Below are 19,658 nucleotides of genomic sequence, written 5' to 3' on the forward strand. Positions count from 1 at the left end.
GGAAAATATTGTCCAATATCTTCGCGTTGTTCGGCTCCTGCTCGAACCGGACCAACTGATTGTCGACCGTGTCAAGGCTCTCGAAGGTCTCCGTCAGAAACTCACGAAGAAGATCGTCCATACGCGTGGCCTTCATTGCACGCGGGCACGCGACCGTCGCCAATGCCCGACTAATGCGGCCACTGTGTGCGGAAAGCGTTTAATATTGGTTGCGGGCCGCAAACTGATGCGGCGGAAATTCAAACAGTTAGCGGCTTCGTAGGTTTCCGAGGAAACGCGTCAAGACAACGTTTACTATGTCGCTGCGCGTCTCAGCACGCAGTTACCACCATCGTATCGCCTTCAGGAGCCAGCGACACAGTCAATCCGCAGGCCTGCGCCAGCAGCCGCGTGTAGTACGGCTGAACGCCGTGTGACTCGATCGGACCGCTTTGAGTACCGTTGAGCAAGTCGAGGATGTTGTGCGGCATGCGGGCGTTAATCCCCGCTGCAACGATGCGGAACGACAAGGCATCGCCTTCGCCGATCGGATCGACCGTCAACATCCCGCCGCGCGGAATCGTCTGCTGCGCGATGATCAGCATGTTGAGCAGCAGCTTGACCCGATTCTTGGCGAGCAGCAGCCGCGGCAGATTCCAAGTCAGCTTGGTCTTGTCGTCTTCGAGATGGCCGCGCGCCATATTCTGTGCGTCGCCGAGATCGATCTGCGCGCCGGCCGAGCCCGCGGCACCGAACGCCAACCGGCAGAACTGCAGCCGCGCCGACGCCGTCTTGGCGCTCTTGCGGATCAGGTCGAGCGCGAAATCGCGATCTTCCTGCTTGGAGCTGTCATCCAGCACCTCCAGGCCATTGACGATGGCGCCGACCGGGCTGATGAGATCGTGACACACCCGCGAGCACAGCAGCGCGGCCAGCTCCAACGCATCGGGAGCGGGAGCCTGCACAGCGGGAGATTGGGCGTCGGACATCAGTCTGTTCCTCGGAAAACCGCTCGCAAGACGAATCAGCCTTGGTTAATGGCTTGATACACTGCAGCCGCAGGCTGTGCCAACACAACGGTCCGGCGCGAACCGGCCCACTGACGGAGGATGACACAGCCTGATGACTGCCGCGTTCGAACACACCGCCGCCGTCTCGTCCGATCACGCCTTCGCGTTGCTCCCGCCGCTCACCGATCTGGTGCTGCGCGCCGGCGCGGCGATTATGGCGATTCCGCGCGACACGAAGGTCTCGCACAAGCAAGACGGCTCGCCGGTGACGCCGGCCGATCTCGCCGCCGACCGGGTGATCGCCGAAGGTCTGGCCGCGATTGCGCCGCGCGTGCCGGTCCTATCGGAAGAATGCTGCGGCAACGGACGACCGACCACCGGCAGCTTCTTTGTGGTCGACCCGCTCGACGGCACCAAGGAATACATTGCCGGCCGCGACGAGTTCACCGTCAATCTGGCGCTGGTGAGCGACGGCCTGCCGGTGCTCGGCATCGTCGGCGCACCGGCGCTCGGACTGGCGTGGCGCGGCGTGGTCGGTCACGGTGCCGAACGGTTGACGATCGCCGCGGACGGCGCCGGCTTCACCGCCAGCCCGATCCGCACCCGTCAGCTGCCGAAGCCCGGCCTGCCGTGGGTCGCCACCGTCAGTCGCTCGCATCTCGATGCCGCCACCGTCGCCTTCATCGGCGCCCGCCCCGGCGCCATGCACGTCACGCTGGGGTCGTCGCTGAAATTCTGCCGGATCGCCGAGGGCGAAGCCGACATCTACCCGCGGCTCGCGCCGATCTGCGAATGGGACATCGCAGCCGGCGCCGCAGTGGTGCTGGCGGCTGGCGGCAAAATGACCGACGCCAGCGGCGCACCGCTGCGTTTCGACGCGCCCCGGCCGAACTTCATCGTGCCGGAGTTCATCGCCTGGGGCGATCGTGACGGGCGATAGCGGCGGGGCCTATTCGGCCAGCGTCGTCAGCAGGGCGGGCCAGCGGTCGCGGGCGGCGTGCAGATAACGCTCCGGATCGGCCGCGAAGGCGCGGCGGTTTTCGTCGCGGTCGAACAGATACAGCCGCTGGCCGACGATCAGCCAGACCAGCGCGTTACCGGCGAGCGGCACGCTGCGCGCCACCGCCACCGGATCGTAGCCGCCGAATTGCGGGCCATAGATGTCGGGCCGGGCGAGGAAGAACTTGCGGTTGTCCTCGTTGCAGAACCGCCAGACCGCGCCGCCGGAAGCGGCTTCGAACTGCGGCTGGCCTTGCCGCGGACGATGATCGGTGAAATAGGCCACCGGATCGAACCCGTCGATCGCAAGTCCGGTGTTGCGGTCGGCCACCACCCGCTGGGTGGTCGCGGCTTGTGCGCCGGGTGACGGTACGGCCACGGCCATACCGAACGCCAGCAGCCCGATCCAGGCGATTCCAAGGCGGATCCGGTTTCGTTCCTGCCGCTGTGCCGTCATAGTTGCTGCCGATAACGTTCCGAGTCGGGGACAAGTGCCGCTAGCTAAAGGATGCACGTCAGCATCCGGTTAAAGCGGCACAAGGGATTTGAAGACCCAGGGGTGAAATCCATGAGCTTCGTGACGCGTCGCGCCGCGCTGGCCTTTGTTGCGCTGGCAGCCCTGAATGCACCGGCCGTGGCGCAGCAGCAGCCATTGCCGCCGCGGTCCCAGGCCGGCCCGAACACCTATGGGCCGGAAGAACTGATGGGCGCCGGCCACCGCTTCTTCGGCAACGTTTCACGGGGGCTCGCCTCGGTGATCGAGCGTGCGGTGAGCCAATGGGGCCTGCCCAACGGCTATGTGCTCGGCGAGGAAGGCTCCGGCGCGTTCGTGGCCGGCCTGCGTTACGGCGAAGGCACGCTGTACACCAAAAACGCCGGCGATCTGAAAGTGTACTGGCAGGGCCCGTCGGTCGGCTTCGACTGGGGCGGCAATGGCGCCCGCACCATGACGCTGGTCTATAACCTGCCCTCGACCAACGCGATCTACCAGCGGTTCGGCGGCATCGACGGCTCGGCCTATGTAGTCGGTGGCTTCGGCATGACCGCGCTGACCGCCAACGGCATCGTGCTGGTGCCGATCCAGTCCGGCATCGGACTGCGGCTCGGCGCCAATATCGGCTATCTGAAGTTCACGCCGAACGCGACCTGGAATCCGTTCTGACCCGGGCTGGCGCCCCGGACCACAGCCGGGGCGCGTAGCCCACCGCAATCTCACGCGGCTGCGGCAACGCACTGGCGCTGAGGTGGCCGGTCATGGCATTGTGCCGCCATGGATTTGCGGCCGGACGGCAACGCTTCGCCCGCGCCATCAGCGGTTTCAACGTTCGAATCTGCGCCGACGCGATCCGTGTCCAGCTCAGCGGGCCGCGCGCGCATCGTCCAAAGCGCGTGTGGGAGACATCGATGGTCGAACAGATCATGTATCTGGCAATCGGCTTTCTGGTCGCGATGCTGCTCGCGTTGATGATCGCGCCGCTGGTGCACAATCGCGCGGTACGGCTGACCACCAAGCGGCTGGAGGCGGCGACGCCGCTGTCGATGGCCGAGATCCAGGCCGACAAGGACCAGATCCGCGCCGAATTCGCGATGTCGGCGCGGCGGCTCGAGCTCAGCGTCGATCAGCTCAAGAACAAGACCGCAAGCCAGGCCGCCGAGATCGGCCGCAAGACCGACGCGATCAATCGCCTCAAGCTCGAACTCGCCGAGAAGGACGCCGCGATCGAGACGCTGAAGGCGAGCGAAGCTTCGTTGCAGGAGCAGCTTCGTACCGCCGAGCAGAACTTCGCCGCCCGGACCGAGGAGCTGCGCGGCACCGAGGCCACGCTGGCCGAGCGGCAGGCCGACATCGTCCGGATCAGCGCCGAGCTGACCGAGCGGTCGACGCTGGCCGATACCAGGCAGGTCGAACTGGTGACGCTGCGGACCCAGCTCGAAGAGCTGCGGGCCCGGATCACCGACGCCGAGAAGGCGTTCGCCGATGCCCGGACCCGGCTCGAAACCCAACGTGGCGAAACCGCCGCGACCTCGCGCGATCTCGACGACGCCCGCGCCCGGGTCGAGGCCCTGAGCCTGCGGGTCGGCGATCTCGACCGGCAATTGGTCCTGCAGGTGAAGGAAGCCGAACTGCTCGGCAGTCGCACTCGCACGCTGGAAGACCAGCTCGCCGCCCAGACCAAGCGGCTCGCCGAGCGCGAACTCGAAAACAATCAGCTCCGCGCCGCCAACGAAGCCGCGCTGCGCACCGTCGGCGAACTCCGCAACGAGCTCGACGCCGCCAGCACCGGCGCGCCCGACCTCGCCCGCATCCGCAAGGACAAGGCCACGCTCGAAGACCAGCTCACCGAGGCCCGCGACGACCGCGCCAAGGCGCAGCGTGAATTGGTGTCGCTGCGGCAGCAGGCTGAAACCTCGTGGGAGACCGAGCGCAAGGAGAACGCGCTGCTGCGCGAGCGGATCAACGACATCGCCGCCGAGGTCGCCAAGCTGGCGATCACGCTGGAGGGCCCGGATTCGCCGATCCAGGCGATGCTGACGGCGCAGCCCGCCAAATCAGCCAAGGGTGGCAAGGCTGCCAACGGCAGCAAAGGCACCGGCGCCGCAGTCGCCCCCGTGGTCGCCGGCAGCACGCTGGCGGACCGTATCCGCGCCCTGCAGTCCCAGTCCTCGCGCCCCCGTCAGGCCGGCTGAACCACGCCTTCACCGATCAAGCTGGGCAAATCTGCCCAAGCCGGCCGTTGCCGCTTGACACCCCCGCCCCGCACTTCGTAAATCGCGCCTCTACGGTGCTTCGACCGGCCGCTTCGCGGCCCCTGTCATCGACCGGTCCCGGGCGCATAGCTCAGCGGGAGAGCGTTCCCTTCACACGGGAGAGGTCCAAGGTTCGATCCCTTGTGCGCCCACCATCTAACCCGCTGAACATCCTTTCCATTTTTCTTCGCAGCGAACGCCTGCGCTTTCCAGCAGCAGAGCTCAAGAGTTTGTCGAGCGCCGCCGCGGCAAGCCGAACGCTCTGCTGCGCCATTCCGATCAGGAAGCCAATACCGAAGCGAGCCGCTCTGACGGCCGATGGCCGCATCGTTTGCAGCATGTGCAGGTCCAGCAATGCCTGGGACAATGCGGCGATGGAGAGCTTCTTCTCCGCACTCAAGACTGAACGCATCGCCCGCGAGACCTCTCGCACTCGCGACGAAGGCCAAGCTGCGGTGCTCGATGATATCGAGAGGCTCTGCAACGCGACCCGACCTCATTCGACGATCGGATATCTCAGCCCGCCAAGCTCGAAAGCAGGCTGAGATTCGCTGAACTGATCGTCCACTGAACCGGAAGCAGCTCACTCGTCAGAGCCACACTCGAACTCCAACTGGAGACGAATCTCAGCGGCAGGTCAGTTCTACTGCGAATCAGACTCGATCGTCCGATGATGCTGACGCAGCCTTTGTCGAATTGTGTGAAGCGACGACTATTTGACAATTCTGCCGACACATCTGATACACACCATAGATCCCCTGAGATCCATCTCTCTGTGGCTGATCTGTAGCTAGTATGAAATCGAGCGTCATTCATTGGGCTGTGAGCGAGGTCAGAGACTTCGACTTCTTGTCCGAAGAATATCGGTCTCTCTTTTCGAGAAGCGATGCTTCGCCGTTTCAGAGTCCATTATGGCTCGCTCGTCTTTATGCGGAGCTTGTGCTCGAGCGCGCCGCTCAGCCATTCATCATCACGATTCGAGACGGGCTGAGCCAGCGGCTGATTGGCGTCATTCCGCTCGCAATTCATCGGCATCTCGGCATCAGCGTTGCTGTATTCGCGGACTATGGAGTGAGTGACTATTGCTCGATTGTCGCGACGACAGAAGATCTAAAATCGTTCCGCGACGACGACGCTCTCACCTCTCAGCTTCGGCGAGCTTTCCGCAAGTGCGACCTCTTAATCGTGCGAAAGGTCCGGGCCCCCGCGTTGGCGACATTTGACGTCCTCGGAGAGGTGATTCGGCGCCCCTTGGGTATCAATGCCCACGCCACCGCACTCGGGCGATCATTTGACGACTGGCGCGAACGAGCTATGCCGCGATCTTTGCGCCGATCGTTGGATAAGAAGCGCAGAAGCATTGGAAGAAAAGGCCACCTCAAGACCCAGATCATCGAAGATCCAGATCTGATCATTGCAGCACTCCATCAAATTCTGGAGTTTCGGAGGTTCAGGTTCAAAGGCCACGACAAGCGAGATTTACTCAACGAAGAGCGCTATTTTCGTTTCTATTGCGAGGTTGCGCGCGACCCGATGTTTCGTGCCTACGTTATGACGCTGGATGACCGGCCAGTCAGCATCGCCTACGGGGCAGCATGGAACGATAGGTTTCATCTGCTACTGACAGGGTTCGATTATCTGAATTATCGCAATGCCTCTCTGGGGCTCCTCGTCATTGAAGATGCGATCAAAGACTGCATCTCCCGAGGCGATGCAGAATTTGACCTGACGATCGGCGATCAACCATACAAGCGCGATTTCGGAACAGTCGAAACACCAATGTGGTGGGTTTTGTGCGGCTTCAGTGTTGTGGGGCGCGCGCTGTCTGTCTTGCTATCGCACTCCCCTCGTATGCTGTCGCTCGCGCGACGGCTCGTGCGCTAGAGTCCGGGGTCTCCTCCCCCAAAGCGCACCTTACGCCGTCACGGCTTGCGGCGCAGAGCGCTGGCCAGCTGCGACGGTGCCTGCAAGGAACCAGAGCAGTGCGCCGGTTTTGATAGTTGCAGACGACGTGCTGATCGAGAGCAGTAGGATCAGATAGACGCAGACGAAGAGCTTGAAACGCCAGGATGTTAGAGTTTCAGCGGGGCAACCGAAGACATAGAGCGCCCAAAGGGATGCTGCACCGACCAGCCCCAGTCGGGATAGCATGTAGGAATAGCCCGAATCGTCGAAGTCGACAGTCGAGACCTTCAGACCGAGCGCCTGGCCGAGATCGAGCGTCGATAGCAGTTGTCCGCTGAGCAGAAACCGGCCCGTCGTGGTGTTGTCCCAGGCGACTCCAGTCCTCGCTGCCGCATACCATAACAGGCCAACGACAACGAGAAACGGAAGCGAGAACACCATCGTGGGCCTTACCAACGGCGCAACGATATATGTCAAGAGAACGACGCCACATAAATAGACCCCAAAGCGCGCGTCGCCGAGGACAAGAATGACGGCGATACCCAGCGTCTTGGCAATCAATACAGCCGGCTTTCCGCGATCACGGAGCAGCGTCCATGCAAAGGCGATCGCTCCGAAATTCCCGACAGACACCGGTTCGAGGAAGATCGACGACACTCTGTGTTCACCGAGGATCGGCAGCAGCGTTCGCCCCTCGAAGCGTAAACCGCTCACGAAAAGCCCAGGCTCGCCGGTTGCGGAACTGGCATCGAGGCTACCACGCGCAATATAGTACCCCATTACATCAAAGTATTTCAGATAGGCGTCGAGAAACGCCCACTCGAACAGCGATCCGGCCAAAACGATCAGAATTGCAATGGTGACCAGCCGATCGGCGGAGGCCGAGGTTCCGTAGTTTCGACCAAGATAAAAGAAGATGATCGGAATGAATGCGTCACGAATTGTCTTTGGATCGTACTGATAGCGGATCATCATTTCGAAAATGAGCCAGGCTGTCAGCACGATACCGACGATCACGAAGCTATCGCTCCGGTTAAAGATCATCAGTGCGGCGGCGCCTATCAGCAACAACTCCGCTGCGATCACCGTGCCGGAGCCGACGTGGGAAACGCTCGCATTGACGAAACTGAGCACAAAATTGAAGGTGAGCGCCGCGAGCACAATGCCGACCGCGGCGACCGTTCCCGAACTTGGGCCGCTGCCGATTGAGTCCAGTCGATCGCTGACCTCGGTCATTGCTTTCGGGCGGCAGGATCGGGCCCGACGAACTGCGCGCGAAGCCAAGCCCAGGTGACGCCGAGACCGAGGCCGAGGATGATGCTTGCGGCGAGAATGAGGACGGCCGGCGGACCGTTGGGATCGATAGGCCGGGTCGCGCGACCGATAACTCTGGTATTTGACGTATCGAGCCGCTCACGCTCGGTGAGTTCACGCGAGCGATTGAGAAATGCCTCATATATTCCGCGGCTGGCCTCGACTTCACGTCCGAGTTCCCGCAGCTTGACCGAGGCCTCATTGCTGGCGTCGAGCTCCCGGGTGGTGCTGCCCAGGCGCAATTTGAGCCCCGCCGCAGTGGAGCGTGCGCGATCAAGATCAGCGACGGTAGATTGAATGGCGTTCTGGATCGCTTGCGTGAGCAGCCGTCGAGCCTCCGCCGTTTGCGAAACCGCCGTCACCATATCGGGATGACGCGGGCCCAATAAGGCGGAGATGTTGGTTTCTACCTGCCGTGCTGCTGCATATCGGTTTTTCAGGGTTTCGAGCGTACCTCCGCGAAACGCTTCTGGAAGACTTTCGAGATCTCCACCGCCGGCCTTGCGGATTTGCTCCAGCGCGGAGCGGAGCTCGGTGACCTTCTGCTCGGCGGCACTGACAAAACCGGCACTGTCGCGGGCTTGCTGCTCGAGAAGCGGCTGACCGTTAACAATGACGATGCCGTTCTCGCGGCGATACATTTCGTAGCGCTCTTCAGCCTCGTGAAGGCGAAGTCGCAAAGCGCCAAGACGGACATCCAGTGCGGCCGCCGCCCGACGCGCGGTTTCGGCCTGCGCACGCGCCTGGTCTTCCAGATAGACGTCGGTGATCGCATTGGCGATCCGCGCCGACGTGTCGCGATCTTCGGTTTGAACGTTCACCGTAATAACGAACGAATTGGCGCTCCGCGACACAGTGACTGCGCGCTCGAGTTCGCGCAGCGCCATCACATGCGGTTCGATCGGACTTAATATGCCAAGTTCGATCAGGACCGATTTGAAGATGCCGGGTGATCGCGCGCCGAAATAGGGATTCGTATCGAGCTTCTCTTTGGCAATCACGCCCGCGAGCACGTTTCCCGATGCAATGACGTAGACTTGGCTCTCGGCCTCGATGGAATTGGTATCGCGTGCGCCAGGAGGGGCGAGATCGGTTCCAATAATTTGCAAGCCGGTTGGGTCGAGAAGAATGCGTGCCGAAGCAGTGTATTTCGGCGTCGCAAACAGAACGTAGGCGATCGCGAGAACGAGGCAGACGACCACTGCCACAGCGATCTCAAAACCGCTCTGGTTGAGCATTTCGATGGCTCGACGCAGGTCGAACGACGACGACCTCAACGAACGATCGTTTTCAGTTGGGTGAGCGACTGGCATTGTGTCGAATAGGTTGACGCAAGTTGTTGAAGAATTAGTCAAGCCTGCCAAACACACCGATGTCGCGCGGGATGGTTAACGACTCCTGAACCCCGGCAAGATACAGTCCTTTCAAGACGTTGAAGCCTCACCGGCGCCCGAGCCCAATGGATCGCAGCAGCGCAGGATCGAGTTGGCCGTGGGCATCATCCAGGCCGAATGGTCCATCGCGGAGCACCCACAGCGTCCATGCCCAGCCATAAGATTCGATGGCACTCGAAACGTCTCGAAGCCAATGGAGGCGAGAGGTCCGATCAACGTCCGACTTGGTGGCGCCAAACTCCGTAAAGACGACCCGCTCAGGCGCCACCCCGTTCCGACGGCACCATGCATCCAGTTCGGCCAGCTTCCGACGGATTGACGCAGAATCACCATCATGCTGAAAATATTGATCAATTGCCGCATTGGCTCGCGCCACGAGCTGTTCGCTCGCTCGCATGGCTTTCGCCTTTTCGGCCGCCCGCGCCCGCACCTCGGCCGCCCCGGCCTCTTTCCTGTCCGAATGAACCGGATAGGGCAGCCCGGCAATCAGCGGCATAATATCCAGCGTCCAATTGGTGCCCTGATGCGTGAAGAGAAACGGATCGTAGAAGTGGACGCTGATAAACGTGTTGGAGTGGTGAAGTGATGCCGACTTGAGATGCCTCAGACCTTCGATCTTGGACCAGCAGCCGCCGGTGAGGCCCAGCCAGAGAACCGGGGCCTTTGCGCGCAGCCGGTCGATTAGAGCATCCTGGTAGACGCTCCAGTCGGTATCTCCCTCACGAACACACATTTCTTGCGGTTCGTTCATCGGCTCCAGTGCGAGGGCGTCGATATGGAGTCCTGCGAGTTCGGCAGCGAACCGCTCGGCCAATGCCGCATAGCGGGTGAAACGTGCGCCGCCTAAGCCATCGAGCTGATCCTGCGGAACTCCTCCGGCCCGCGAGGGTGCCACCAGGGTGACTATGGTTCCCAGTCCCGCGCGATGCAGTTGTTCGATCAGGGCAATAAACGGGCCGCGGAATTGTAGCCATTGCCGTCCGTCCGGATCGTCGAGCAAGGGGCCAACGTCTACCGGCAGCCGCACATGGTCGAGGCCGAGACCGCGTAATTGGGCGATCTGGAAATGGGCGACCGCGCCGGCCCGATCGGGATACGGTTCATCTTCATAACGGCCGTCCCTCGCCGCCGGAAATGTATAGACCTGAAGACTGGCTCCCTTGTGAAACGGACTGGCCTGGGCCAAGCCCGCCCAGACAAAACACAGAACTGCAAAAAACAACCACCTCACGACACGATCCGTGCATCCGCCGCGTTCGGTCTCAGCAGTTCGACATAGTGGCCGATCATCGTCTCCACGGAGAGCCGGGTGCGGATCTCCTCACTGAATTCCGCAAGCAGGTCCGGCGGGCTCGGCGCTGCCAGCATCGTTCGGATCGCTGCAGCCCAGGTATCGGCGTCATTGAGCGGAAGGAAGGTGACCGGCGATTGTTTCGAGGCCAGAACCTCGCGCAACACCGCCAGATCGGACACCAGCATCGGGATTCCCGCCATGGCAGCTTCCGCTGCGGCAAGGCCAAACGTCTCCCAGGTCGAGGGGAATACGAACAGGTCGCAAGCCCTGTAGAGATCCAACGTGTCAGCCCGGGCAAGAGGTCCGGTTACAAGCAAGCGATCGGCGACACCAAGCGATTTTGCACGGTTCATCAAAGCCGCCGTATCAGCGTCTTCCCCATAGCCGCCGACGACAAGAACGGCGTCATCGACGAGGGAAAGTGCATCCACCAGAAGGCTCTGGTTCTTTTGTGCGCTCACGCGTCCGACATTGAGGATGGCTTTTCGCTGCTGCGGAATGCCAAAGCGTTGGCGCGTATCGTGACGGTCGCGGCCGACTCTCGGGACGTCGAGACCGTGAACGATCACGATCAAGCTCCGCCGGTAGGACGCTGGATAGTGGCGGAATTCGCGCTGCGTACAGAGAGTATTGGCAATATTCTTAGTATAAAGACCAAGAGTACCGACAATCTTGTCGGCGAGCCGCACCGGCCATGCCGTTTCCGAAGGAACCGCGGTCTGATGGACGATTCGGTGCCGGCATCCCCTTAGGAAGCCGCAGATTCCTGTCAAGACAGATGCCGTCGCCTGATAGGCGATGATGGCATCGTGGTCGTCTTTGAGTAGTCTGAGGGCGAACCTTGCGGCCTCGAAAACCTTGCGGGAGGCCCCGAGACCCGTGCTCGAAAACATGTGAACGGTGTCGACGTGAAAGCCATTGGCCGTCAGGCCTCGCTCGACCGTTGTGCTGAGCGTCTCGATCCCGCCGCGTTGATTTGTGTGCAATATCTGTAGAATGCGCATGGAATCCCGATAGCATCTTCATCAGCTGTTAAGCATATCGTCCGGCGTTGCAGTGAGATCGCAACGCTTGTTGGCTTGCGTTCAGCCAAACAGAAGAGAAGTGAAAGGGCTGTGGAGGATAACGAGCTTGGACCCATTTTGACCACGGCAGCCACATCACATCATGAAAAACCCTAACATGGTCCTGTACTTCGGATCCCGGACCATCGCGGCAATCGGCAATTTTCTCTCGGTTGCGGTGTTTGCACGTTTGATTGGCCCGTCGGAGTACGGCGCGTACATTTTGATGTTTGCTTGGGCGATCATCATCTACGGCTTCGGTACGCAGTGGATGAAGTTCGCATATTTCGGGGTTTACCGCGCTTCGCAAGAAGGCATCCTCGTTGCCTCCTACATCCGGCTTGTGGCCGTAGCCGTGGTCGCCGTGACCGTGGTGCTGACGGGCCTGGGCGAACTGCTTTCCCTGGATTTTTCGTTCACCACGTCCTTGATCTCCCTGTTTGCCGGCATGACGATCTATGAGGCTGCCTTGGAGGTCAGCCGGACGCGCCTGCAGGTCAAGACCGTCGCACTCAGCATGGTTTGCCGAACTCTGTTCGTATTTCTGCTCGGCTATCTTGCTCTCGAACTGCAGCCCACGGCAGTCATGCTCGCCTTCGGCGTGTCGGTGGGGCATCTGCTTGCCGCGATCCCCAGTCTCCTGAGGTTGCAGGATTTTCGCGGGATCGCAGCATCGCGAGCCCCATCGGTTGCGCTCATACGATACGGCTGGCCACTCATCCTCTCGTTCGGCGTCTTCGCCCTTGGACAGTCCATCGACCGCTTTCTGGTTTCGCACTATGTCGGCAACGAAGTGCTCGGGCCTTACGGCGTTGTCGCCGACATGATGCGGCAGAGCTACATGGTGGTCGGTGAATCGATCGCTCTGGCGCTGATCACAGTCGCCAAAAGATATGCCGATGAGGGCAGGCAGGCCGAATCCGATGCGGTGATGCGCTCGTCCTTTCGAGCCTGCGTGGTCGCGGCGGCGTTCGGTGCCACATTCTTCGTCCTGTTCGGGAATCGGATATTTATCGTGCTGCTGGGAGCAAACTTCGCCGGGCTTGCCCATGGCATCATCCCGTTCTTTGCCGTAGCGTTCGGGTTCATGATGCTGCGGAGTTTCTATTTCGCGCAGGTCATCTACTTTACAAACGCCGCTTTCCTCGAGCTTCTGATTGCGGTCGTCTTTGTGGCGACCTCGGCCGTATTTGCAGTCATGCTGACTCCGCAGTACGGATCAGTTGGGGGCGCCACGTCTTTAATGGTTGGTCATGGTGCAGCATTCGTCGTCAGCGCGGTGATCGGCCGAAAGCTCCATACTCTTCCCATCGACTGGAAAGCCGCGATCGGCATCTTTTCGATGGCCGGCATATTGCTCGGGACGTGCTTGTTGTTATCGGAAATTGTCGTCTCGCCGATGTTGCTCGTGGCGATCCAGGCGTCGCTGTTTGCAGCGGCCTTGATGCTCACATTGTCTCTTGCCGATCTCCTGAGACTCGTCCTCCCCGAACGTAAGCCTTTGCCAAACGCGCAATGAAGATCACATTTCCGAACAAGTAGCGTCGCCATAGGCGCCGCGGCTCGACCGCGAGCCGAAACACCCATTCGCATCGCAATTTTCTGACCCACAATGGTGCGCGCGGCCGGTGCTTGGAAAGAAAGTCAAAGAGACCGCCGACACAGATGATCGGGACACCAGTGAACGTCGTGCTGAACTTCTCGGCCCACTTTTCTTGGTAAGGCGTCCCCATGCCGACCAAGATGAAGTCGGCCCCTGAGGCACGGATGATCGAATAGAGCTCCGCGGGATCACCGGCATCGAAAAATCCGTGATGCGACCCGACATATTGGTGCTGCGGGGCGATGGCCTTCAGCACCTCCAATGCACGTTCAGCAATGCCCGGGATCCCTCCCAGGGCAAAGATACGGAATATTCGGCCAGTCTCCTTGAGATATTGCGGCACAAAATCGGTGCCCTGCAAGTTGTCTGGAAAGTCGGAATGATAGAGAAGACGAGAAGATAATCCGATACCAATGCCATCGTTCAACACCAGGCTGCGGTCGAGAGCTCGCTTCAGAGAAGGGTCTTTTGCAGCGATGTTCGACACGTTCGCATTGAGGAACGTCACGAGTGGAGTTTCGCTGGTGCTGAAATGCTCGTCGATGGCCAGAATTGCGTCACGGCGAGTTGCAACCAAAACCTGGATTCCAAGAATGTTACGCCGTGATCGCATAGAATCGGTGTCCGACGCGCCACGAATCATGACGCCTGATGAACCTGTAGGATGGGTCTGAACCTGTTGTAAATGAGTTACATGCCAATTCTCTCGTTCAGAATGCGTTCAAAATCCTAACCGGCGTGAGCAATTCGATGTTTTTAGGAACGGGACCTACCGATGTTTATCGAAATCGCTTCCGACTCAAGCGTTTCGCAAGGTTTCTCTCGATCGCCGATGAGATCATCGCTCGCAAAGGAAGCTGCCGGATTATCGACGTCGGCGGCAATATGGAACACTGGCAGGCCTTATCGGACCTCTGGGCCGACCGTCAAATCCACGTCACTCTCCTGAACCTATCGTCGGTAGACGTGCTTGATGCACGGTTTGTGAGCGTTATAGGCGACGCGTGTGACCTATCGCGGTTTGGAGACAACGAGTTCGATCTGGTCTATTCGAACTCCGTCATTGAACATGTGGGGAGCTGGTCGAACCAGAAGCGTATGGGCGCCGAGATTCGCCGCGTCGCGCCTCGCCACTATGTTCAGACACCCAATTATTGGTTTCCGATTGAACCTCATTTTCGTGCCCCTATCATCCATTGGCTGCCTGAGCCTTGGCGGATTGCAATCGTCAAAGCGCGCGCCTGCGGCTTCTATCCCCGCGCCAATACTGTCGATGAAGCTCGAACAATCCTCGAAGATGCGCACTTGCTCGACGAAGCCGCGATGGCAGAGATATTCCCGGATTCCGTGATCGAACGCGAGCGGTTCATCGTGACGAAGTCACTTATCGCCGTTCGTTAGACCGGCTTACTTAGACATGTGAGCAGCCCGATTTGCTCGCTGCGTTGGCCCTCCCCTATGGGGTATCCCGTTGGAATGCTGGTGCATGCCCGCCACGTTGGTGACCTGGCCCCTCCGCGTCTGCGGGGCTGGATCAGGCATCAAAACTGAACGACCGTCATCGCAGCGAGCGCTCACCTTGAGCGCCGTCACAGCTTACGACTTCACCGCAATGAACTGAGGCGCCGACGGTGACATCACCCAACTGACGTCAGCAGATATCGGAGCAAGACCACCGGGCCGCACAAGAGTGCGATCAGGCAGCAAACAATGCGTCATCGGACCCGCGGCCAGGCGGGACAGAACACAACGCACGTACCTATGCCCCTCGACAAGCTCAGCTACTGGTGTGATTCAAATTCGGCGTGAAGCAGGCACTTATTCGTCGGTCCGATGAATTCGCACGATGGCGACGAGAATCGGCCGATGATTTTCTGAACATCCGGGCATGTGACAAGCGGAGATGATCCGCTTTGCTCGGATGCCCCGCGCGATCAGATATCAAGGGTAGTCGCGCGCTCCCATTCGGTGAATTGAGCGCTGTAGTTATTCCAGTCATTCCGCTTGAGATTGAGATAGGCTTCGGAGAATTCCGTCCCAAGCGCGGCCTTCAGCGCGTCGTCCTTGTCAAACGCGCGCAGCGCGTCGAGCAGGTTGAGCGGCAACCGCGGCGCGTCCTTGACGGTGTGGCCGAGCGCGTACATGTCGATGTCGAGCCGTTTGCCCGGATCGGCCTTCGAGGCGATGCCGCTCAGTCCGACTGCGATCACCACCGCCTGCAGCAGATAGGGATTGACGGCGCCGTCCGGCAGGCGGAGTTCGAACCGTCCCTTGCCGGGTACGCGCACCATGTGGGTGCGGTTGTTGCCGGTCCAGGTCACTGTGTTCGGCGACCAGGTCGCTCCCGACATCGTGCGTGGCGCGTTGATACGCTTGTAGCTGTTCACCGTCGGATTGGTAATGGCGGCGATCGCCTCGGCGTGCTTCATGATTCCGCCGAGGAAGTGATAGCCCTGCTGCGACAGCCCCATCTCGTCGGACTCGTCGTGGAATTTGTTGGTGGTGCCGCTCTCGTCCCACACCGAGACGTGGATATGGCAGCCGGACCCGGTGAGATTCGGAAACGGCTTCGGCATGAAGGTCGCGCGCAGCCCGTGCTTTTCCGCGACCGAGCGCACCATGAACTTGAAGAACGAGTGCCGGTCGGCGGTGATCAGCGCGTCGTCGAATGCCCAGTTCATTTCGAACTGGCCGTTGGCGTCCTCATGATCGTTCTGATACGGCTTCCAGCCGAGTTCCTGCATATGATCGCAGATCTCCGCGATCACGTCGTAGCGTCGCATCAGCGCCAGCTGGTCGTAGCAGGGCTTGCTCGCATTGTCCTTTCCATCGGAGATCACCGCGCCGTCGGGATCGATCAGGAAGAACTCGGCCTCGACACCGGTCTTGACGCGCAACCCCTGCCCGGCCGCTGCGGCGACCATGTTCTTCAGGATCGTGCGCGGCGCCTGCAGCACCGGCTTGTTCTCCATGACACAGTCGGCCGCAACCCACGCCACCTCCTTGCGCCATGGTAACTGCACCACTGCCGCCGCGTCCGGCATCGCGAACAGATCCGGATGCGCCGGCGTCATGTCGAGCCAAGTGGCGAAGCCGGCGAACCCGGCGCCGTCCTGCTGCATCTCTGCGATCGCCGAAGCCGGCACCAGCTTGGCACGCTGGACTCCGAACAGATCGGTGTAGGAGATCATGAAGTAGCGAATGCCGCGGTCTTTCGCGAGGGACGCCAGATCTTCGGACACGACGCTTTCTCTTTCGTTGGCTGTTGACGACAGTCGTTAGAGCCGGTCGCGCCCTGGGATCCAGTCGGTCCCGGCGAGTGGCACGCGTGCCATCGCAGCGGCTTCGAGGGTGAGAGCGCACAGATCCTCGGGCTCGAGATTGTGCACATGATTGTGACCGCAGGCGCGGGCGATGGTCTGCGCCTCCAGTGTCATGACTTTGAGGTAGTTGGCGAGGCGGCGCCCGGCCAGCACGGGATCGAGCCGTGCCATCAGGTCGGGATCCTGAGTGGTGATGCCGGCCGGATCCTTGCCCTCGTGCCAATCGTCGTAGGCGCCCGCGGTCGTCCCGAGCTTCTGATAATCCGCTTCGCGCAGCGGGTCGTTGTCGCCGAGCGCGACCAGCGCTGCGGTGCCGATCGACACCGCATCGGCGCCGAGCGCCAGTGCCTTGGCGACGTCAGCGCCGTTGCGGATGCCGCCGGACACGATCAGTTGCACCTTGCGATGCATGCCGAGATCCTGCAGTGCCTGCACCGCTGGACGGATGCAGGCCAGCGTCGGCATGCCGACATGCTCGATGAAGACTTCCTGGGTGGCGGCCGTGCCGCCCTGCATGCCGTCAAGCACCACGACGTCGGCCCCCGACTTCACCGCCAGTGCCACGTCGTAATAGGGCCGCGCACCGCCGACCTTGATGAAGATCGGCTTCTGCCAGTCGGTGATCTCGCGCAGTTCGAGGATCTTGATCTCGAGGTCGTCGGGCCCGGTCCAGTCCGGATGCCGCGACGCCGAGCGCTGATCGATGCCCTTGGGCAGCGTCCGCATCTCGGCGACGCGGTCGGTGATCTTCTGGCCGAGCAGCATGCCGCCGCCGCCGGGCTTGGCGCCCTGCCCGATCACGATCTCGATCGCGTCGGCCTTCAGCAGGTCTTCCGGATTCATGCCGTAGCGCGACGGCAGATACTGATACACCAGCGTCTGCGACTGGCCGCGCTCTTCCGTCGACATGCCCCCGTCGCCGGTGGTGGTCGAGGTGCCGGCGATAGTCGCGCCGCGCCCCAGCGCCTCTTTGGCGTTAGCCGACAGCGAGCCGAAGCTCATCCCGGCGATGGTGATCGGGATCTTCAGATGCAGCGGCTTCTTGGCGTAGCGCGAGCCGAGAACGACGTCGGTATCGCAGCGCTCGCGGTAGCCTTCGAGCGGATAGCGCGACATCGAGGCGCCGAGAAACAGCAGATCGTCGAAATGCGGAACCCGCCGTTTCGCGCCTGCGCCGCGAATGTCGTAGATGCCGGTGGTCGCCGCACGGCGGATTTCGGACAGCGTGTAGTCGTCGAAGGTGTGCGACTTGCGAGGAGTGGTCGGAGGATTTGTGTAGGACATTACGAAAGCCGCGCTGATGACAATGGACTGGGGGAATGATGGATTGAACGACTAACCGTAGGCGTCCGCGTGATCGACGTTGAAAGTGTAGAGCTTGCGCGCCGATCCATAGCGCTTGAACTCCTCGGCTTTGACATCCGTGATGCCGGCCCGCGCCAATAATTTGCCGACGATCTCGATATGCTCGGGCCGCATCGGCTTCTCGATGCAGTCGGCGCCGAGGCTCTTGACCTTGCCGCGCACGAACAGCCGTGCCTCGTAGATCGAGTCGCCGAGCGCATCACCGGCGTCGCCGCAAACCACGAGGTTGCCGGCCTGGGCCATGAACGCCGACATGTGCCCGATATTGCCCTTCACGACGATGTCGATGCCCTTCATCGAGATACCGCAGCGCGACGAGGCGTTGCCTTCGATCACCAGCAAGCCGCCGTGGCCGGTCGCGCCGGCATATTGGCTGGCGTCGCCTTTGACGACGACTTCACCGGACATCATGTTCTCGGCGACGCCCGGCCCGACCGAACCGTGAACGGTGACCTTGGCCTGCCGGTTCATGCCGGCGCAGTAATAGCCGAGGCTGCCGCGGATTGTGATGTCGACCGGCGCGTTGACGCCGACCGCCACCGCGTGCGATCCGCGCGGGTTGACGATTTCCCACTGCGTTTCGTTGGTGCCCGCACTGAGCTGATGCAGCGCCTGATTGAGCGCGCGCAGATCGGTTGCCGCGAGATCGACTGTCGGCATGTTCAACGTCCCCAAAAATACACGGTGGCCGGCTCGGGCTCCCACACCTTCGCGTCATCGATGCCGGGCAGCCCGACCAGCGCGCGATATTCGGAGCCGAAGGCGACGTATCGATCGGTCTCGGCGAGCACCGCCGGCTTGCAGGCGATTGGGTCGCGCAGCACCCCGAACCCGTCTCGGGTGCCGACGACGAAGGTGTAGAAGCCGTCCAGGTCCCCGAGGCTTTTCTGCAGCGCGTCGCCGAGACTGAGGCCGCCGGCCATCTGCGCTGTGAGATAGGCCGCCGCGACCTCGGAGTCGTTTTCGGTCTCGAAGGTCATGCCCTCGCGCTTGAGCTCGCGGCGCAGATTGTTGTGGTTCGACAACGAGCCGTTGTGGACCAGGCATTGGTCGCTTCCGGTCGAGAACGGATGCGCGCCCATCGTGGTCACCGCCGACTCCGTCGCCATGCGGGTATGGCCGATGCCGTGACTGCCTTGCATCCCGGCCAAGCCGAACCGGTCGGCGACGCTGGTCGGGTAGCCGACCTCCTTGTAGATCTCGATGCGCTCGCCGACGCCCATCACCCGTAGATGCGGATAGCGTTCGCGCAGCAGCTTGCGGGCCGCGCCAGCCAGAGCGGCATCGAGGCGAAGCACCGCGTGAGTATCACGCACGGTCATGCCGACCTTGCCACCCAGCGCCTCGCCGAGGGCGACGTCGAGTCCCGCAAATGCCGAAGGGTCCGGCGACTGCAGCGTGATCTTGCAAAGCCCGGATTCGTCGGCGCCGTAGACTGCGAAGCCTGCACTGTCCGGGCCGCGGTCGCACATCGTCGACAACATCTCGGCGAGCAGTTCGCCGAGCTGCGGCTCGAGCGCCTTGTCCTTGATGAAAAGACCGACAATCCCGCACATCGAAGCCCACTCCCGCCGCACGCCATGGTGACGATGCGAAGGAGTCCTAACAGGCCTCGCAGCCGATTTCAATACCAATAAACAAAATTTCCTTATATGAAACT

Annotated in this window: 17 protein-coding genes, 1 tRNA gene and 1 pseudogene; 8 read left to right on the plus strand and 11 right to left on the minus strand. The window is 61.3% G+C overall.

The genetic code is table 11. The features are described 5' to 3' along the window. Nucleotides 1–311 precede the first annotated feature (311 nt). Nucleotides 312–968, minus strand: coding sequence for a histidine phosphotransferase ChpT (gene chpT, locus DY468_RS16585; protein WP_164605906.1), 657 nt, complete (start codon nt 966–968; stop codon nt 312–314). A 133-nt stretch (nt 969–1,101) separates the two neighbouring features. Between chpT and DY468_RS16590 the strand changes: the two genes are divergently transcribed. Next, a complete protein-coding gene (locus DY468_RS16590) occupies nt 1,102–1,929 on the plus strand; it encodes a 3'(2'),5'-bisphosphate nucleotidase CysQ family protein (protein ID WP_164605907.1) in 828 nt (275 codons plus the stop codon). Between the two features lie 9 nt (nt 1,930–1,938). On the opposite strand, the gene DY468_RS16595 is transcribed toward DY468_RS16590, so the two are convergent. Further along, complete coding sequence (locus tag DY468_RS16595; protein WP_164605908.1) at nt 1,939–2,445, minus strand: YHS domain-containing (seleno)protein; 507 nt, start codon at nt 2,443–2,445, stop codon at nt 1,939–1,941. Between the two features lie 111 nt (nt 2,446–2,556). Between DY468_RS16595 and DY468_RS16600 the strand changes: the two genes are divergently transcribed. The 5 genes and pseudogenes from DY468_RS16600 (at nt 2,557) to DY468_RS16620 (ending at nt 6,620) form a co-directional block, all read left to right on the plus strand. After that, a complete protein-coding gene (locus tag DY468_RS16600; protein ID WP_164605909.1) occupies nt 2,557–3,150 on the plus strand; it encodes a DUF1134 domain-containing protein in 594 nt (197 codons plus the stop codon). 242 nt (nt 3,151–3,392) lie between these two features. Next, a complete protein-coding gene (locus tag DY468_RS16605) occupies nt 3,393–4,676 on the plus strand; it encodes a coiled-coil domain-containing protein (protein WP_164605910.1) in 1,284 nt (427 codons plus the stop codon). Nucleotides 4,677–4,816: 140 nt separating this feature from the next. Next, nucleotides 4,817–4,891 (plus strand) — tRNA-Val (locus DY468_RS16610). Between the two features lie 86 nt (nt 4,892–4,977). Next, a pseudogene (locus tag DY468_RS16615) lies at nt 4,978–5,281 on the plus strand (integrase core domain-containing protein); the annotation flags it as partial. 250 nt (nt 5,282–5,531) lie between these two features. Then, entirely contained in the window at nt 5,532–6,620 is a 1,089-nt protein-coding gene (locus DY468_RS16620) for a GNAT family N-acetyltransferase (protein WP_164605912.1), read from the plus strand. 30 nt (nt 6,621–6,650) lie between these two features. Here the strand turns inward: DY468_RS16620 and DY468_RS16625 are convergent, their stop codons facing one another. The 4 genes from DY468_RS16625 to DY468_RS16640 form a co-directional block, all read right to left on the minus strand. Next, nucleotides 6,651–7,877 (minus strand): surface polysaccharide polymerase, encoded by a 1,227-nt coding sequence (locus DY468_RS16625; protein WP_164605913.1) that lies wholly within the window; start codon nt 7,875–7,877, stop codon nt 6,651–6,653. Continuing rightward, nucleotides 7,874–9,268 (minus strand): GumC family protein, encoded by a 1,395-nt coding sequence (locus DY468_RS16630; protein ID WP_283808784.1) that lies wholly within the window; start codon nt 9,266–9,268, stop codon nt 7,874–7,876. The genes DY468_RS16625 and DY468_RS16630 overlap by 4 nt, the downstream gene beginning before the upstream one ends. 127 nt (nt 9,269–9,395) lie before the next feature. Further along, complete coding sequence (locus DY468_RS16635) at nt 9,396–10,580, minus strand: glycoside hydrolase family 5 protein (RefSeq protein WP_164605915.1); 1,185 nt, start codon at nt 10,578–10,580, stop codon at nt 9,396–9,398. Then, nucleotides 10,577–11,647: a glycosyltransferase family 4 protein gene (locus DY468_RS16640; protein ID WP_164605916.1), complete on the minus strand. Its 1,071-nt coding sequence runs from the start codon at nt 11,645–11,647 to the stop codon at nt 10,577–10,579. The genes DY468_RS16635 and DY468_RS16640 overlap by 4 nt, the downstream gene beginning before the upstream one ends. A gap of 178 nt (nt 11,648–11,825) precedes the next feature. Here DY468_RS16640 and DY468_RS16645 point away from each other — a divergent pair, with 178 nt between their 5' ends. Continuing rightward, the gene (locus DY468_RS16645) at nt 11,826–13,226 is read left to right on the plus strand and encodes a lipopolysaccharide biosynthesis protein (RefSeq protein ID WP_164605917.1); all 1,401 of its coding nucleotides are present in this window, start codon (nt 11,826–11,828) and stop codon (nt 13,224–13,226) included. Here DY468_RS16645 and DY468_RS16650 read toward each other — a convergent pair. Then, nucleotides 13,156–13,953: a WecB/TagA/CpsF family glycosyltransferase gene (locus DY468_RS16650; protein ID WP_164605918.1), complete on the minus strand. Its 798-nt coding sequence runs from the start codon at nt 13,951–13,953 to the stop codon at nt 13,156–13,158. The genes DY468_RS16645 and DY468_RS16650 overlap by 71 nt on opposite strands. Nucleotides 13,954–14,060: 107 nt before the next feature. Here DY468_RS16650 and DY468_RS16655 point away from each other — a divergent pair, with 107 nt between their 5' ends. Further along, entirely contained in the window at nt 14,061–14,711 is a 651-nt protein-coding gene (locus DY468_RS16655) for a class I SAM-dependent methyltransferase (protein ID WP_164605919.1), read from the plus strand. 533 nt (nt 14,712–15,244) lie between these two features. Here DY468_RS16655 and glnT read toward each other — a convergent pair. Genes glnT through DY468_RS16675 form a run of 4 tightly spaced genes read right to left on the minus strand, consistent with a single transcriptional unit; the run spans nt 15,245 to nt 19,554 of the window. Then, nucleotides 15,245–16,552 (minus strand): type III glutamate--ammonia ligase, encoded by a 1,308-nt coding sequence (glnT, locus tag DY468_RS16660; RefSeq protein ID WP_164605920.1) that lies wholly within the window; start codon nt 16,550–16,552, stop codon nt 15,245–15,247. Between the two features lie 36 nt (nt 16,553–16,588). Continuing rightward, nucleotides 16,589–17,917, minus strand: coding sequence for an FMN-binding glutamate synthase family protein (locus DY468_RS16665; protein ID WP_164605921.1), 1,329 nt, complete (start codon nt 17,915–17,917; stop codon nt 16,589–16,591). 51 nt (nt 17,918–17,968) lie between these two features. Continuing rightward, nucleotides 17,969–18,658, minus strand: a complete 690-nt coding sequence (locus tag DY468_RS16670; protein ID WP_164605922.1) for a protein GlxC — start codon at nt 18,656–18,658, stop codon at nt 17,969–17,971. A 2-nt stretch (nt 18,659–18,660) separates the two neighbouring features. Next, complete coding sequence (locus tag DY468_RS16675) at nt 18,661–19,554, minus strand: class II glutamine amidotransferase (RefSeq protein ID WP_164605923.1); 894 nt, start codon at nt 19,552–19,554, stop codon at nt 18,661–18,663. Between the last annotated feature and the right edge of the window lie 104 nt (nt 19,555–19,658).

Source organism: Rhodopseudomonas sp. BR0M22 (genome assembly GCF_010907035.1).
Taxonomy (GTDB): Bacteria; Pseudomonadota; Alphaproteobacteria; order Rhizobiales; family Xanthobacteraceae; genus Rhodopseudomonas.

Bases quoted from the DNA above. Each gene is read 5' to 3' on its own strand.
- DY468_RS16645 (WP_164605917.1), top strand. From the start codon at position 11,826: ATGGTCCTGTACTTCGGATCCCGGACCATCGCGGCAATCGGCAATTTT.
- DY468_RS16595 (WP_164605908.1), bottom strand. From the start codon at position 2,445: ATGACGGCACAGCGGCAGGAACGAAACCGGATCCGCCTTGGAATCGCC.
- DY468_RS16665 (WP_164605921.1), bottom strand. From the start codon at position 17,917: ATGTCCTACACAAATCCTCCGACCACTCCTCGCAAGTCGCACACCTTC.
- DY468_RS16620 (WP_164605912.1), top strand. From the start codon at position 5,532: ATGAAATCGAGCGTCATTCATTGGGCTGTGAGCGAGGTCAGAGACTTC.
- DY468_RS16650 (WP_164605918.1), bottom strand. From the start codon at position 13,953: ATGATTCGTGGCGCGTCGGACACCGATTCTATGCGATCACGGCGTAAC.
- DY468_RS16655 (WP_164605919.1), top strand. From the start codon at position 14,061: ATGTTTTTAGGAACGGGACCTACCGATGTTTATCGAAATCGCTTCCGA.
- DY468_RS16590 (WP_164605907.1), top strand. From the start codon at position 1,102: ATGACTGCCGCGTTCGAACACACCGCCGCCGTCTCGTCCGATCACGCC.
- DY468_RS16675 (WP_164605923.1), bottom strand. From the start codon at position 19,554: ATGTGCGGGATTGTCGGTCTTTTCATCAAGGACAAGGCGCTCGAGCCG.
- DY468_RS16600 (WP_164605909.1), top strand. From the start codon at position 2,557: ATGAGCTTCGTGACGCGTCGCGCCGCGCTGGCCTTTGTTGCGCTGGCA.
- DY468_RS16670 (WP_164605922.1), bottom strand. From the start codon at position 18,658: ATGCCGACAGTCGATCTCGCGGCAACCGATCTGCGCGCGCTCAATCAG.
- chpT (WP_164605906.1), bottom strand. From the start codon at position 968: ATGTCCGACGCCCAATCTCCCGCTGTGCAGGCTCCCGCTCCCGATGCG.
- DY468_RS16625 (WP_164605913.1), bottom strand. From the start codon at position 7,877: ATGACCGAGGTCAGCGATCGACTGGACTCAATCGGCAGCGGCCCAAGT.
- DY468_RS16640 (WP_164605916.1), bottom strand. From the start codon at position 11,647: ATGCGCATTCTACAGATATTGCACACAAATCAACGCGGCGGGATCGAG.
- DY468_RS16605 (WP_164605910.1), top strand. From the start codon at position 3,393: ATGGTCGAACAGATCATGTATCTGGCAATCGGCTTTCTGGTCGCGATG.
- DY468_RS16630 (WP_283808784.1), bottom strand. From the start codon at position 9,268: ATGCCAGTCGCTCACCCAACTGAAAACGATCGTTCGTTGAGGTCGTCG.